Raw genomic sequence first — 14,923 nt, 5'->3', positions numbered from 1 at the left:
ACGGGCGACACCGTTCTGTACGCGGGGCCGGCGGGCCCTCGCACGCGGGCTCGGCGTGCGTCCGTACGGGACTGCTCAGCGCGCGGGGCTGACCGCCGCGAGCAGCCTGCCTTCGGCGTACGTGTGGGCGGCGACGGGCAGCTCGGACGGTCGCCCGCTCAGGATCACCGTCAGGCCGCCCTCCGTGCCGGTGCCCGGACCGGGGAGCTCTCCGGCCCTGCGCAGCCCCTGGGCGGCGACCGCTCCGGCGGAGCCGTGCAGGACGAGGGGCGGCAGGTCGGGCTGCTGGAGGGCCGCACGGATGCGCTCGCCGACCAGCTCGTAATGGGTGCAGCCCAGGACGACGGCCCTTACGTCACGCGGAGTCAGGGCGGCCGCGGCGGCGACCGCGCGGTCGATGGCCGCCTCGTCGGCGTACTGCACGGCGTCCGCGAGGCCAGGGCAGGGCACCTCGGTGACACGGGCGCCGCCGGCGAACTCCTCGATGAGGCCACGCTGGTAGGGGCTTCCGGTGGTGGCGGGAGTGGCCCAGATGGCGACGGGGCCGCCGCCTGCCGCGGCCGGCTTGATCGCCGGTACGGTCCCGATGATCGGCAGGCCGGGCTCGAACCGGGCGCGCAGGGCGGGCAGGGCGACCACGGAAGAGGTGTTGCAGGCCACGATCAGCGCTTCGGGGTGGTGCGCCGCGGCTGCCTCGGCGATGTCGAGCGAGCGCTGGATGACGTCCTCGGCCGAGCGCGGTCCCCAGGGCAGTCCGTCGGGGTCCGAGGAGAGGATGAGATCGGCGTCCGGCCGCAGACGACGGACCGCCGCCGCGGCGGGGAGCAGGCCGATACCGGAGTCGATGAGCGCGATCTTCACCCGGTCACCATAGTCGATCGGCCTCCGGCGCCCGATGCCGTGGGGCAGACTTCGGCGGATGAGCGCCGTTGTGTGGACCGCCGCCGCATCGCTTGCCGCCTGGCTGTGGCTCCTGTTGGGGCAGGGCTTCTTCTGGCGCACGGACCTGCGTCTGCCACCGCGCCGCGAACCGGACACCTGGCCCTCGGTCTGCGTCGTCGTCCCCGCCCGTGACGAGGCCGCCGTGCTGCCCCAGAGCCTGCCTTCGCTGCTGGCCCAGGACTATCCCGGGCAGGCCGAGATCTTCCTTGTCGACGACGGGAGTTCGGACGGCACCGGCGCCCTGGCCCGCGCGCTGGCCGACCGGCACGGCGGCCTGCCCCTGACCGTCGGTTCACCGGGTGAACCCCCGCCCGGCTGGACCGGCAAGCTCTGGGCCGTACGGCACGGAATCGGCCTGGCACGCCCACGCGCGCCCCGGTATCTGCTCCTTACCGACGCGGACATCGCCCATGAGCCGGACAGTCTGCGGGAGTTGGTCGCCGCGGCGGAGACGGCCGGATTCGACCTTGTCTCGCAGATGGCACGGCTGCGCGTCGCGAGCATGTGGGAGCGGCTCGTCGTCCCGGCGTTCGTGTACTTCTTCGCACAGCTCTATCCGTTCCGCTGGATCGCGAAGGAGGGCTCGCGCACGGCCGCAGCCGCGGGCGGATGCGTCCTGCTGAGCGCGTCGGCCGCCGAGCGTGCGGGGATCCCCGACTCCATCCGGCACGCGGTGATCGACGACGTGACGCTCGCCAGGGCGGTGAAGCGCTCGGGCGGCCGCATCTGGCTGGGGCTCGCGGAGCGCGTCGACAGCGTGCGCCCCTATCCCGGGCTCGGCGACCTGTGGCGGATGGTCTCGCGCAGCGCGTACGCCCAACTGCGGCACCATCCCCTGGTCCTGCTCGGTACGGTCCTGGGGCTCGCCCTGATCTATCTGGTGCCGCCGGTCGCGCTGTTCGCCGGCCTGGCGACCGACCGTGCGGTGCCCGCCGTGCTCGGTGGGCTCGCGTGGCTCGTGATGACGGCGACGTACATCCCGATGCTGCGCTACTACCGGCAGACTCTCTGGCTCGCTCCCCTCCTGCCGTTCACCGCTTTCCTCTACCTCCTCATGACGGTGGATTCGGCGGTGCAGCACTACAGGGGGCGCGGAGCGGCGTGGAAGGGGCGGACGTACGCCCGCCCCGATCCAGCTCCCGATCAGCGCTGATCACTTCCTGCCGGGCGTCCAGTTCATGCCCCAGCCGTACGCGTAGTCGATGGTGCGCTGCGGGCTCACGCCGCGCTCGGGCACCAGATAGCGGGCCTCGCGCTGGACGAAGAGATCGCCGTTGTTGTTCGTGAGCAGGGCGAGGGCGCACACCGTGGAGGGCACCGTGCACTCGTCGAGCGAGAAGTCGATGGAGGCGCCGTGCTGCGGCTGCAGGGTGACCGTGGCGTTGAGGTCGGCGAAGCTGCGCGCGCCTTCGTAGATCGTCACGAAGATGACGATGCGCTTGAAGTCCTTGATGTGGTCGAGGTTGACCGTGAGGTTCTCGCCGCTGGCCACCGCGCCGGTGCGGTCGTCGCCGTCGAGCAGGAGGTACGGGGGCTGGTCCAGCGCTCCGAAGGCGTTGCCGAGCGCCTGGACGACGCCCTTGCGGCCGTCGGACAGTTCGTACAGGGCGCACAGGTCCAGGTCGAGGTCCGCGTGCATCGCCACGGCACGGCCGAGCTTGCTGGCCCAGCCCTTGAACTGCTTGCGCACCTCCCAGTTGAGGTTCACGCGCATCGCACCCGATGTGCCGCCCTGCTTGGTCAGCGAGACGGACGGCGCGTCCTTGGTGAGCGTGACCTTGGTGAGGCGCACGGGCTGGGCCGCGGGAGCCGGAGCGGCGGCGGGCGGCGGCGGGGCCTGGACGGGGGCGGCCGGGGCCGCCGGAGTCACCGGGGCCGCGGGGGCCTGCACCGAGGCCGGAGCGGGGGGCGCCGGCTGCGGCTCGTCCACCGAGATCCCGTAGTCCGTGGCCAGACCCTGGAGTCCGCTGCCGTAGCCCTGCCCGACGGCGCGGAACTTCCACGCGCCCTGGCGGCGGTAGAGCTCCCCGAGGACGAACGCCGTCTCCACGGTCGCGTCCTCGCTGTCGTAGCGCGCGATCTCGGAGCCGTTCGCCGCGTCGACGACCCGGATGAAGAGGCCGGGGACCTGCCCGAAGACGCCGCCGTCCGTCGACGCGGCGAGCACCACGGTCTCGACGGCGGGCTCCACGCGCGCGAGGTCCACCACCAGCGCGTCGGTCACGCGGCCGCCGTCGCTCTTCTTGCCCTCGTGGCGCACGGCTCCGGAGGTGTGGACCGCCTGGTTGTAGAAGACGAAGTCGTCGTCCGAGCGGACCTTTCCGGAATCGGCGAGCAACAGGGCCGACGCGTCGGCGTCCGGTACCCCGGCTCCTGAGGCCCACCCCAATTCGACGCGCACGGCAGGTGCCGGCACAGGAACATTCGATCCCTTAGGCATTGTCATGTCCGCCCCCATCGCAAGTCACATCGTAAGTCGCCACGTCCGGCCAGGCCGCCGTCCCGTTCATGACCAACCTATTACCCGGACCCCCGAGTGGCCCATGTCCACCGCCGACACCCTGTCGCACGGCCTTCCCGTCAACCGTGCGTCAACCGCCGGTAACCCGTACGGAGCTTGGCTTTTACAGGATCCCTACGCCCGTGTGCGACCGATTTTTCCTAAGTTCGCTCGCATTGGGGATGCAGAGTCACTACCGACACGTAAAACAACCCTCTTATCGGTCTCCCCAACCAGCACATCAAGGGCTTAACTTATGTGTCATGACCTCCCCCCGCTCCACCTATGGCGGCGGTTACTACTCCGCGCCGTCCTTCCCGGACACTCCGATCTACGACTCCCTTGTCGCCGAGCGGGGTACTCCTCAGATCGCCCCGATCCGGGTCCCCTCTGCGTACGACACGGGCAGTCACCTGCCCGCGCTCCCGGTAGCAGCCCTGCCCGCCCTGCCGGCGGCCCCGTCCCACCACAACCCCGCGTACGGCTACGCGCAGCAGCCCGCGCCGCTGCAACAGGCGCCCGCGCCGTACATCCCGCAGCAGCCTTCGGCGCCGCGCGGATACCCGGGCCCGCAGCAACAGCAACAGCGTCCCCCGGCCGGAACGGGCTACGAGGCCATGCGCCCCGCGGCACCCCGCCCCGCCCCGGCGACGTACGAGGATCCGTACAACCGCCCCTACCGCGGCTACTGATTCGCCCGCATGCGCCCCTGTCAGCGGCTGCTGGCAGGATGACCGCATGCCGAATCCAGCGCTGCACTCGATCCACTACTACCCGCTCAAGGCGGTCGGGGGACACGCTCCGCGTGAGGCCGTCGTCGAGCCCTGGGGGCTCGCGGGTGACCGACGGTGGGTGCTTGTGGACGGCGATGGACGGATCGTCACGCAACGGCCGCATCCGAGCCTTGCGTTGGCCGCCGCCGAGCTCCTGCCCGGCGGCGGCATACGCATGTCCGCGCCCGGCCGGGAGCCGCTGACGGTCGCCGTGCCGCCCTCCGGCGAGACCGTCACGGTGGAGATCTGGAAGGACAAGGTCGAGGCGGTGCCCGCCGACGCGGCGGCGCACGCCTGGTTCAGCGCCTATCTGGAAACGGACGTCCGGCTCGTCCACCTCGACGACCCCGCGACCCGCCGCCCCATCGATCCCGCGTACGCCAAGGACGGCGAGACCGTCTCCTTCGCCGACGGGTATCCGCTGCTCCTGACCACGCTCTCCTCACTCGACGCCCTGAACTCGCTCGTCGCGCAGGGCGACCACTCCGACGAGGGCCCGCTCCCCATGAACCGTTTCCGGCCGAACGTGGTCGTGGACGGGACCGCGCCCTGGGCCGAGGACGACTGGTCGCGCGTCGCCATCGGCGACGTCACCTTCAGGGTGGCCAAGAAGTGCGGCCGCTGCGTCGTGACCACCACCGACCAGCGCAGCGCGGAGCGCGGCAAGGAGCCGCTGCGGACGCTCGCCAAGCACCGCCGGTTCGGTGATCAGCTGGTCTTCGGCCAGAATCTGGTGCCCGAGACGACCGGACCGATCCGGATCGGCGATCCGTTCACGGTCCTCGATTGAAGGTCCCCGGCTCGGGAACTCGAAGGCCGGGCACGGTCGTTGAGCATGGATGAGAAGGGTGATTTCCCTCTCTCTTCTTCCCGCCGACGCGTGGGCCGTGCCGTTCGCGGTTATGACGGACGCGGAAGGGGGTGCAGGACTGTGCGAGCACTCGTCGGACTCTGGCGCTGGCGGCACAATCCGCTGCGCCGGAAGACCGACCTCGTCGAGGCCTGGGTGGCCTGCGCGGCCGTGCTGCTCATCGTCGTCGCCGCGCCGCTGGCCGGTCTCGCGATCGGCGGGCTCACGCAGGACGCCCTGCTCCAGTCGGTGCGGGAACAGCGCGCGATGCGTCACGAAGTCGCGGGCACGGTGGTCAGGAAGGTCTCCAGACCCCCGGTCGACCCCGATCCCGAGACGTCGTCCGCGCGAGACAGGCACAGCCGTGTGCTCGCCGAATGGACGGCCCCGGACGGCACGGCGCACTCCGGCACGGTGCTCGCCGACCTCCGCTCCCCCGACCCGGGCGACCGCTTCCGGCTCTGGACGGACGAGCACGGCCAGGTGGTCGGCCGCCCGCTGGACGACGCGACCGCGACCACGCATGCGGCGCTTGCCGGATTCGGCGTCGCGGTGGCGGTCGCCGGACTCGTCGAAGGGGCGAGGCGGCTCGTCGTCTGGCGGATCGTCCTGCGGCGCTACGACCGCTGGGACCAGGCCTGGGACAAGGCAGGGCCCGACTGGGGACGGACCGGCACCGGCTCCTGAGAACACCGGCACCGGCTTCCGGGACCGGTGAGAGACCGGCGATGACCAGGTGAGAGCCTGGCGATCGGGTCAACTCGCCCTCGCCGCGCGCGCTACGGTGGACCGGCCGAACTCTTCGGCTCCTTGCGCGAGGTCGTGAGGTCCCGCGTACGACAAGGTGGGGGCAGAGCAACTCCATGGCACAGGGCACGGTCCAGGTGACGCACACCGGTACCTCGCGGTGGCGGCGCCGCACGGGTGAGTACGCATCGCTCGCTGCCGCCTTGGAGGCCGCGAGCGACGGGGACGTCCTCACCATCGCCCCCGGCACGTACCGCGAGAACCTCGTCGTCCAGCGGGCGGTGACGCTGCGCGGCCCCGAGGGCTCCCCCGGCTCCGTGCGCATCGCGCCGTCGGACGGGGTGCCGCTCACCGTCCGTTCGTCCGCCGTGGTGCAGGACCTGCACGTCGAGGGGCAGGACTCGGCGGCGCCCGCGCTGCTCGTCGAGGACGGGGCGCCCGAACTCGTCGACGTACGCGTGGTGACGCGTTCCGCGAGCGGCATCGAGGTGCGCGGCGGAGCGCGCCCGACGGTGCGGCGCTGCACGGTCGACAACCCCGGCGGCATCGGCATCGCCGTGCTCGACGGCGGGGGCGGTGTCTTCGAGGAGTGCGAGATCGTCTCGGCCGGGCAGTCGGGCATCGCCGTGCGCGGCGGTGCGCACCCCCGCCTCGAGCGCTGCCGGGTGCATCACGCGTCCGGCGCGGGGCTCTCGGTGACCGGTGAGCACTCGGGGCTCGAGGCCATCGGCTGCGAGGTCTACGAGGTCAAGGGCTCGGGCGTGCAGATCACCGGGCGTGCGGTGGCGCATCTGACGGACTGCGACGTGCACCGCACGACCTCGGACGGCGTCACGCTCGACACGGACGCCGTGCTCACGCTCGCCGACTGCCGGATCCACGACATCCCGGAGAACGCGATCGACCTGCGTTCACGCTCGGTGCTCACCCTGACGCGGTCCACCGTGCGGCAGTTCGGGCGCAACGGCCTCTCGGTGTGGGACCCGGGCACGCGCGTGGACGCCAACCAGTGCGAGATCCACGACAGCACGGGCGACTACCCCGCGGTGTGGGTCAGCGACGGCGCGACGGTCGTCCTGGAGTCCTGCCGCGTGCACGACGTGCCGGACGCCCTGTTCGTCCTGGACCGCGGCTCGCGCGCCGACGTCGTCGACAGCGATCTCTCCCAGGTGCGCAACACGGCGGTGTCCGTGAGCGACGGCGCGACGGCGCAGCTGGACGACTGCCGCATCCGCGAGGCCGCCACCGGCGCGTGGTTCCGCGACCACGGCAGCGGCGGCACCCTGGCCAACTGCACGGTCGACGGCGTCCAGACGGGCGTGATCGTCACCAAGGGCGCCGACCCCACCATCGAGCGCTGCACGGTCACTTCACCCGCGGAGGCCGGTTTCTACGTCTCGGCGGGCGGCCGCGGCAGCCTGCACGGCTGCCGCGTGACGGACAGCGGCGGCTACGGCTTCCACGTCATCGACGGATGCCGTACGACGCTGAAGAAGTGCCGCACGGAGCGGTGCGCGCGCGGCGGCTTCGAGTTCGCCGAGGACGGGCCGCTCGTCGAGGACTGCACCAGCGACGAGAGCGGCGGGGCGCGGACCGCGGCGTCCACGGCGTCCGCGGCGAAGGAGTCCGCCCCGCAGACGGCCACGCAGTCCGTGGGCCTGCTCGGCGCGATTCCCGGGCAGCGCACCACCGACCCGGCGGCCGAGAAGAGCGCGGCCCCTGAGCAGCCGTCCCGCTCGTCGAAGGACGTGCTCGGTGAACTCGACAAGCTGGTCGGCCTGGAGAGCGTCAAGCGCGAGGTGCGCGCCCTGACCGACATGATCGAGGTCGGGCGGCGCAGACAGCTTGCAGGGCTCAAGGCGGCATCGGCGCGTCGCCATCTGGTGTTCACCGGCTCCCCCGGCACCGGCAAGACGACCGTGGCGCGGCTCTACGGCGAGATCCTCGCGTCGCTCGGCGTCCTGCAGAGCGGGCACCTGGTCGAGGTGTCGCGGGTCGATCTGGTGGGCGAGCACATCGGGTCGACGGCGATCCGCACCCAGGAGGCGTTCGACCGGGCGCGCGGCGGTGTGCTGTTCATCGACGAGGCGTACGCGCTCTCGCCCGAGGACTCCGGGCGCGACTTCGGCCGGGAGGCCATCGACACGCTGGTGAAGCTGATGGAGGACCACCGCGAGGCGGTGGTGGTGATCGTCGCCGGCTACACGGCGGAGATGAAGCGCTTCCTTTCCGTCAACCCCGGTGTGGCGTCCCGCTTCTCACGGACCATCACCTTCGGCGACTACGCCCCCGAGGAGCTGCTGCGGATCGTCGAGCAGCAGGCCGACGAGCACGAGTACCGCCTCGACACGGGGACGGGCGAGGCCCTCCTGAAGTACTTCACCGCGCTCCCGAAGGGTCCCGCGTTCGGCAACGGCCGCACCGCCCGCCAGACGTTCGAGGCGATGGTGGAGCGGCACGCGGGGCGGGTCGCCCAGTTCGAGGAGCCGAGCACGGACGACCTCACCCTGCTGTATCCGGAGGATCTGCCGGAGCTGCCGTGACCGTCACGGCGGGCCCGGCGGCCTCGGAGGCCTCGGCGGTCTGCGGACGCGGGGCGGGCACGGCGGGCTTGAGCCGCGCGAGCAGCCGGGCGCGCTCCTCGGCGAAGGCCGGGTCGGCCTGGTAGTCCCCGTGGCCCAGGATCGGTGCGGGCAGGGGGTGTTCCTCCGTGCGTCCGTAGACCAGGGGGTCCTTGAGGGCTTCGCGGTCGACCTGCGGTCCGTCCCCGTCGGGGATGACCCGGACGGGGCCGCCGATCGGGTCGGTGGTGCGGTGCAGGTTGCGCCAGCAGTCGACCTCGCGGTGCAGCGAGCTGAGGGCGGCCGGGCCGAAGTGGGCGGGGAACCAGCGTCCGTAGAGGCGCTCAAGGGGTGAGCCGTACGTGAGGAGGGCGACCCTTTTGCGGACGGAGGGCCACAGCTGCCAGGCGGCAGCGGCGGCCAGGACGCTGCCCTGCGAGTGGCCGGAGATGACGAGTCTGCCGCCCGTGGCGCGCGTCGCGCGGGTCCAGGTGTGCATGCGCCAGGTGAGGTCGGGGACGGCCCGCTCGGCGTAGCAGGGCGGGGCGAAGGGGTGGGCGGCGCGGGGCCAGAACGTGCCGACGTCCCACAGGATGCCGATGGTGCGGCGTGCGGAGGGGTCGCGGTAGGCGCGGCGGCCCCAGGTCACGAACAGTATGAAGCCGAAGCCGATCAGCCAGGAGCCGAGCGCCTGGGAGGTCTCGGCCGCTCCTTCGAAGAAGAGGGGCAGCCCCTGCGCGGCTTCGCTCGGCACCTCGTCGCTCACCCAGGCGCCGACGAGCGCCCCCGCACCGAGCAGCAGCGTCACCGCCGAGGTGATGCCCACAAGGAGCGGGGCCCGGTCGGTGAGGGCGGCACGCGCGCGCGTGCCCGCGATGCGGCGGCTGCGGGCCGCGTCCTTCGGCTCGCCCGGGTATTCGCTCGGGATGGTCGCCCGGTCGCGGCGGGCCCGCCGCATGGTGCGGACGCCGAGCCAGCCGCAGAGCGCCGCGACGACCACGAGGAGGGGCGGGATCACGGACGCCTGCCAGGTCAGGAGCACGGGCGGGCCGTCGATGGTGCCGCCGGAGCCGGGCTCCCCCGAGCCGTCGAGCCAGTCGGCCACGCGCTGGGCGCCGCCGCCCGACATCACGCCGCCAAGGGCGCAGGACAGCATGGCGACGGCAGGTCCCGCGAAGCCCCGCAGGGCGGTGCGGGGGTCGGGGGCCGTGCGGTAGAGCGCGCGGGCGACCACTGCGAGGGCGATGACCAGGAGCCCCTGGACCAGGGCGATGCCGCCGAAGGTCGCGTTGCCCGGCAGCCTGCCCTCGGAGGTCCAGCCGGGGCGTGACCATCCTGCGTACAGGAGGGTCAGGACGAGGAGGGTGAGCGCGCCCAGGGGCAGCCGGCGGATCAGCTTCTCGTCGAGGTGCCGGTCGAGCTTGTTCTCGCTGCGGCCCCTGCGCCAGACCACATGGACGACGACGGCCGCTCCCAGGACGAGCGTCACGTCGAGGATCCAGCCGAGGGCATCGAGCAGCGCGGGTCCGCCGGGCCGCCGGTCGTGGCGAGCCGCCGATGTGCCGACCGCGGCGGCCACCGTGAGGAATCCCGCGGCCGTGTGCGCGGCGCGCAGCCGGGCCACCAGCCTGCGGCCGTACCAGAAGCCGGGCCTGCCGAGCGCGGTGCGCCCGGTCTCCTCCTCCGGGTCGGCCTGGTGGGGCAGCGGCGTCTGGGATTCGTACGCGCTCCAGGTGCGCTGGGAGAGGTACCAGAGGAGGCCGGTCAGCGCGGCGGGCAACAGCGCGGCGAGCGCGAGGCGGCGTCCCGGCTGGCTCCACCAGCCGCCGTGCCCGGAGGCGTCGGGCGCGAGGAAGCCGAGCCAGGAGCGTTCGGCCGCGCACTCGGGGGTGCCCGCGCACTGCCAGGCCGTCAGGTCGATGGCGACCTCGCAGGCGGCGGCGACGAGCAGGACGGTGAGGCTGAGTCCGGTCAGCCGCACCAGGAGGCCGTACGTACGGACCGTCTTCTTCATGCGCCGCGACGTGGGGCGCATCCAGTGCGCGAGGTTGACCACCATGAACGGCAGCAGCAGGAGCCACAGCGCCCGCGAGCCGTTCCCTGAGGTCAGATTGCACCAGACGTACGCCTCGGGGACCGGCTTGCCGCGGTAGTCGTCCGGGCGCTTCTCGGCGTCGGCGTCCTCGGTGCGGCGGAAGACGGCCGCCGTCTCGTCACCGGTGATGCGGACGGTCCTCGGGTCGCCCAGCATCTCTTCGGGTGTGGTGCCCCCGACTCCGTGGACGAGGAGTTCGAGAGCCGTCTCTTCTCTTTGGTCTGCTGCCACTGTTCGCTTCCCCCGAATGTGCGCGTGTTCCCCCGAACGTGCGCATGGTCAGGCCACAAGGATCTCCGCTGACGGCCCCGTCCACACCTCCCGTCACGTAATCTCCCCGTTCCGAGTGAGTGCGCGCTCTCGGGCGGTGGACCGCCTGTCGGTGGCGCATGCGAGGATGAGGCAGCGCAATGGACGGGCGCGACGGGCGTGACGAGGCAGAAGGGCCGGGACGGACGTGAGCGAGAATCAGAACCTCCTCGCGGAGCAGCGCCGCGCCTTGATCCTCGATGAGGTACGCCGCAGGGGCGGGGTCCGGGTCAATGAACTGACCCGCAAGCTGGGTGTGTCGGACATGACGGTCCGCCGGGATCTCGACGCGCTGGCCCGCCAGGGCGTCCTGGAGAAGGTGCACGGCGGCGCTGTGCCGGTGGTCGAGGCGAGCACGCACGAGCCGGGGTTCGAGGCCAAGTCGGGCCTGGAGCTGAACGCCAAGGAGGACATCGCGCGCACCGCGGCCTCCCTGGTGGCGCCGGGCACGGCGATCGCACTCTCCGGCGGCACGACCACGTACGCGCTGGCCCACCACCTCCTGGACGTGCCGGACCTGACGGTGGTGACGAACTCGGTGCGGGTCGCGGACGTGTTCCACTCCGCGCAGCGCACCTCGGGCCAGCGTCAGGGCGCGGCCACCGTGGTCCTCACGGGCGGCGTGCGCACCCCGTCGGACTCACTGGTCGGCCCGGTCGCCGACCAGGCGATCGGCGCGCTCCACTTCGACGTGCTCTTCCTGGGTGTGCACGGCATATCGGCGGAGGCCGGCCTGTCCACTCCCAATCTCGCGGAGGCGGAGACCAACCGGCGTCTGGTGCAGTCGGCGCGGCGGGTCATCGTGGTCGCCGACCACACCAAGTGGGGCACGGTGGGCCTCAGTTCGTTCGCCACCCTGGAGCAGGTCGACACGCTCGTGACGGACGCCGGTCTTCCCGCGGCGGCGCGGGTGGAGATCTCCGAGCATCTACGGCGTCTGGTGGTCACGGGCGAGCCCGAGGAGCCGGGCGTCGACGAGCGGGGCGAGCACGGCGAGAGCGTCGGGCAGCCGGAGAACGCCGGAAGCACCGCAGACATCTGACGGTCCGCCAGCTATGGTGACGGTGCCCGGTCAACCACCCGATGCCGCTTGGGGGCTGAGTTCGATGGCACGCCGACTGAGGCCCGTGGGGCTCGAGTTCGTCGAGTCCGCTCCGTTGCGTCTGGTCTTCGCCCGTGAGGTGAGCGCGCCCCCGGAGACGGTGTACCGCGCCCTCGCCGACGACATGACCGGCTGGCCCGAGTGGTTCACGGCGGTCACGCTGTGCCGACCCATCGACGGCGCGGACGGCGCCAAGGGCCGCGAGGTCCGCCTCAAGGGCGGCACGCGCTTTCGGGAGACGATCGTCGCGACCGACCCGGCGGAGCGGTACGCCTACCGCGCCGATGAGTCGAACGCCCCGGGCCTGAGCGCCCTCCTCGAAGAGTGGCGGCTGACCCCGGCGGGGACCGGCACCCGCGTGCAGTGGACGTTCGCCGCGGACGGCGCCGCACCCTTCCGCTTCGTCATGAAGCTCGGCAGGGCGGGCATGGGCCGGGCCTTCCGCGACGCCGTCACGGCCCTGGACCGACGCCTTGCGGCGGCCAACGCCTGACTCCCGTACGTCGGTTGAAGGTCAGTCGGTCCAGGAGCCGGTGGCCAGGAGCGACTTGATGGCGGCCTCGTACGGCGTGATGTCCATGCCCTGCTCGGCCAGCCACGCGTCCGAGTAGTACTTGTCCAGATAGCGGTCGCCCGGGTCGCAGATGAGCGTGACGACGCTGCCCGTGCGGCCCGCGGCCACCATCTCGGCGACGATCTTCAAGGAGCTCCAGAGGCCGGTTCCCGTCGAGCCGCCCGCCTTGCGGCCGATCGCCTGCTCCAGGGCCCGCACGGCGGCGACACTCGCCGCGTCCGGCACCTTCATCATGCGGTCGATCGCGCCGGGCACGAAGCTCGGCTCCATCCGGGGCCTGCCGATGCCTTCGATGCGGGAGCCGCAGTCGCTGGTGGCGTCCGGGTCGTGGTTGGTCCAGCCGTCGAAGAAGCAGGAGTTCTCCGGGTCGGCGACGCAGAGCCTGGTGTCGTGCTGCATGTAGTGGACGTAGCGGGCGATGGTCGCCGACGTGCCGCCCGTGCCCGCCGTGGCGACGATCCACGCGGGCTCCGGATACCGCTCCAACTTCATCTGCTGGTAGATCGATTCGGCGATGTTGTTGTTGCCTCGCCAGTCCGTGGCCCGTTCCGCGTAGGTGAACTGGTCCATGTAGTGGCCGCCGGTCTCGACGGCGAGAGCGGCCGACTCGGCGTACATCGTGCGCGAGTCGTCCACGAAGTGACACTGGCCGCCGTGGAATTCGATCAGTCGGCACTTCTCGGCGCTGGTCGTGCGGGGCATCACCGCGATGAAGGGCACCCCGATCAGCTTCGCGAAGTACGCCTCGGAGACGGCTGTCGAGCCGCTGGAGGCCTCGATGACCGGCCGCCCCGGCCGGATCCAGCCGTTGCAGAGGCCGTAGAGGAAGAGCGAGCGGGCCAGACGGTGCTTGAGGCTGCCGGTCGGGTGGGTCGACTCGTCCTTGAGATAGAGGTCGATGCCCCATTTCTCCGGCAGTGGGAAGCGCAGGAGGTGCGTGTCGGCCGAGCGGTTGGCGTCGGCCTGGACCTTGCGTACGGCTTCTTTGAGCCAGGCGCGGTACTCCGCGTCGCTGCGGTCCACGTCGAGCGTGGTCATCGGCTCATCGGCTTGATCCTGCTGCGTGGTGCTCACGGCGCGGCTCCTTGGCGTCAACCCGGCCGCGCTTCGAGCGGGCCGGACGCCTCGATCATATGCACCTTCCGCACGCTTCTCACCTGCATAAACACACCTTTGAGACCCTCAAAGGCACACCTGGCGCAGTCGATCGGCACGGGGGCACGGCACACTGGTGAGGGGACGGCGTCCACTTATGACCACGTCTTCATACGCACTGGTGCTCGACGCCAGGTGCGTGCAGACTGCACCGCACGGGACGGCGGTCCCGTGCGGAACGGCATACCGAATCGCTCAAGGGGGCGGAACGTCATGGCGGAGCCGGATTTCACGGCCACAGGCGTGCGGATCGGACGACGGCTGCGCTCCCTCACCCGGGCGGGTCAAATCCGTATCACAGACGGCAGGTTCGAGCTGCTGACCAGTTACGGCAGGGAGATCGACAGCGCGCCGGTCCAGACCGTGCGGGCCGGCAAACCGTGGTTCGCCGCCGACGACCGGGCCCTCGCCGAACTGAACGGCACGCGCTATCGCCTCACCCTCGCCGACCATGATCCGGCGCCCGGCAAGGCAGGTCCGCCGACGGTGCGCAAGTTCATCGACGCGGTGCGCCGGGCCGGAGGCAGCAGGGCACGGGCCTGAGGAGGCCCCGCACTCCGGCTGGGGCGGTGCGAGTTGCACGCCCGCACCCCCTGAGTCACTCTGGTCTCACATCACTCTGGGTTCACCGGCGATGACGCTGCGAACCAGCCCGCCGGCCACGAACAGCAGCCGGCAGACCCCGCGGCCGCTGCTGAATCCGATCGTCGCCTTCTTCCGGACGCAATTCGGGGAGTCGCAGCCGTGATCAGCCAGCCAAGCAGGTATTGCACGGTGGAGCTTCAGGCTCTGCCGTCGCGGATCGGCCAGGTCCGCAGAATCGTATCGGCGCAGTTGCGCTACTGGCATCTCGATCCGTTGATAGACCAGGCCGCGCTCGGTGTGACCGAGCTCCTGACCAACGTGCACCGGCACGCACAGCCGGACAAGGTGTGCACCGTGGAGATCGAGCTGCTGCTCGACCGCCTCACCGTCTCCGTGCACGACCACGACCCCCGCCTTCCCCAGGTGCGCGACGCCGAGGCGTTCGCGACCTGTGGCCGCGGGCTCGCCATGGTCGCCGCCGTCAGTGAGAGCTGGGGGGTGCGCCCCCACGGTGACACGGGCAAAGTCGTCTGGTTCACCCTCCCGGCCCCTGCGTCGGCCGCGGCACTGCCGTCCAGGTATCCGGCGTACGGCGCGGCCACGGCCGGTCCCTTCGCGGACCTGGGCGCCGGGCCGCAGTCGCTCGCCGACGGGCACGCGCCCGGACATGCTCCCGCCCGGTCGGCCGTTGTCGGCTGACCGGGCGGTGACAGGCTCCGCCGGGCGGGCG

At 71.8% G+C, this 14,923-nt stretch carries 13 protein-coding genes; 9 read left to right on the top strand and 4 right to left on the bottom strand.

Translation table 11 applies throughout. The features are described 5' to 3' along the window. Nucleotides 1-75: 75 nt before the first annotated feature. Complete coding sequence (locus tag ABZ833_RS20030; protein WP_361048415.1) at nucleotides 76-861, bottom strand: aspartate/glutamate racemase family protein; 786 nt, start codon at nucleotides 859-861, stop codon at nucleotides 76-78. A 58-nt stretch (nucleotides 862-919) separates the two neighbouring features. Between ABZ833_RS20030 and ABZ833_RS20025 the strand changes: the two genes are divergently transcribed. Then, on the top strand, nucleotides 920-2,095 hold the full coding sequence (locus ABZ833_RS20025) for a glycosyltransferase (RefSeq protein ID WP_361048413.1): 1,176 nt from the start codon (nucleotides 920-922) through the stop codon (nucleotides 2,093-2,095). On the opposite strand, the gene ABZ833_RS20020 is transcribed toward ABZ833_RS20025, so the two are convergent. Next, on the bottom strand, nucleotides 2,096-3,400 hold the full coding sequence (locus tag ABZ833_RS20020) for a TerD family protein (RefSeq protein ID WP_361048411.1): 1,305 nt from the start codon (nucleotides 3,398-3,400) through the stop codon (nucleotides 2,096-2,098). 305 nt (nucleotides 3,401-3,705) lie between these two features. Between ABZ833_RS20020 and ABZ833_RS20015 the strand changes: the two genes are divergently transcribed. The 4 genes from ABZ833_RS20015 to ABZ833_RS20000 all read left to right on the top strand — a co-directional run bounded on the left by ABZ833_RS20015 (nucleotide 3,706) and on the right by ABZ833_RS20000 (nucleotide 8,355). Continuing rightward, a complete protein-coding gene (locus tag ABZ833_RS20015) occupies nucleotides 3,706-4,134 on the top strand; it encodes a DUF6643 family protein (RefSeq protein ID WP_249591556.1) in 429 nt (142 codons plus the stop codon). 46 nt (nucleotides 4,135-4,180) lie between these two features. Further along, the gene (locus ABZ833_RS20010; RefSeq protein WP_361048409.1) at nucleotides 4,181-5,005 is read left to right on the top strand and encodes an MOSC N-terminal beta barrel domain-containing protein; all 825 of its coding nucleotides are present in this window, start codon (nucleotides 4,181-4,183) and stop codon (nucleotides 5,003-5,005) included. A 141-nt stretch (nucleotides 5,006-5,146) separates the two neighbouring features. Then, complete coding sequence (locus tag ABZ833_RS20005) at nucleotides 5,147-5,752, top strand: hypothetical protein (protein WP_361048407.1); 606 nt, start codon at nucleotides 5,147-5,149, stop codon at nucleotides 5,750-5,752. 176 nt (nucleotides 5,753-5,928) lie between these two features. Next, the gene (locus ABZ833_RS20000; protein ID WP_361048405.1) at nucleotides 5,929-8,355 is read left to right on the top strand and encodes a right-handed parallel beta-helix repeat-containing protein; all 2,427 of its coding nucleotides are present in this window, start codon (nucleotides 5,929-5,931) and stop codon (nucleotides 8,353-8,355) included. On the opposite strand, the gene ABZ833_RS19995 is transcribed toward ABZ833_RS20000, so the two are convergent. After that, nucleotides 8,315-10,624, bottom strand: a complete 2,310-nt coding sequence (locus ABZ833_RS19995) for a hypothetical protein (protein WP_361048757.1) — start codon at nucleotides 10,622-10,624, stop codon at nucleotides 8,315-8,317. The two genes, ABZ833_RS20000 and ABZ833_RS19995, sit on opposite strands and share 41 nt — an antisense overlap. A gap of 301 nt (nucleotides 10,625-10,925) precedes the next feature. Here ABZ833_RS19995 and ABZ833_RS19990 point away from each other — a divergent pair, with 301 nt between their 5' ends. Then, complete coding sequence (locus tag ABZ833_RS19990) at nucleotides 10,926-11,819, top strand: DeoR/GlpR family DNA-binding transcription regulator (protein ID WP_249591552.1); 894 nt, start codon at nucleotides 10,926-10,928, stop codon at nucleotides 11,817-11,819. Between the two features lie 64 nt (nucleotides 11,820-11,883). Further along, nucleotides 11,884-12,372 (top strand): SRPBCC family protein, encoded by a 489-nt coding sequence (locus ABZ833_RS19985; RefSeq protein ID WP_361048403.1) that lies wholly within the window; start codon nucleotides 11,884-11,886, stop codon nucleotides 12,370-12,372. A 21-nt stretch (nucleotides 12,373-12,393) separates the two neighbouring features. Here the strand turns inward: ABZ833_RS19985 and ABZ833_RS19980 are convergent, their stop codons facing one another. Continuing rightward, the gene (locus ABZ833_RS19980) at nucleotides 12,394-13,491 is read right to left on the bottom strand and encodes a PLP-dependent cysteine synthase family protein (protein WP_361048755.1); all 1,098 of its coding nucleotides are present in this window, start codon (nucleotides 13,489-13,491) and stop codon (nucleotides 12,394-12,396) included. Between the two features lie 330 nt (nucleotides 13,492-13,821). On the opposite strand from ABZ833_RS19980, the gene ABZ833_RS19975 reads away from it, so the two are divergent. Together ABZ833_RS19975 and ABZ833_RS19970 are read left to right on the top strand one after the other, a co-directional pair. Continuing rightward, nucleotides 13,822-14,151, top strand: coding sequence for a hypothetical protein (locus tag ABZ833_RS19975; protein WP_361048401.1), 330 nt, complete (start codon nucleotides 13,822-13,824; stop codon nucleotides 14,149-14,151). A 201-nt stretch (nucleotides 14,152-14,352) separates the two neighbouring features. Next, entirely contained in the window at nucleotides 14,353-14,892 is a 540-nt protein-coding gene (locus ABZ833_RS19970) for an ATP-binding protein (protein ID WP_361048399.1), read from the top strand. Nucleotides 14,893-14,923: the final 31 nt, after the last annotated feature.

This window comes from Streptomyces sp. NPDC047525 (genome assembly GCF_040643025.1).
GTDB lineage: Bacteria > Actinomycetota > Actinomycetes > Streptomycetales > Streptomycetaceae > Streptomyces > Streptomyces durmitorensis.
Note: the sequence above shows the minus strand (reverse complement) of the source record. Positions and strands in the feature narration are given on the sequence as shown.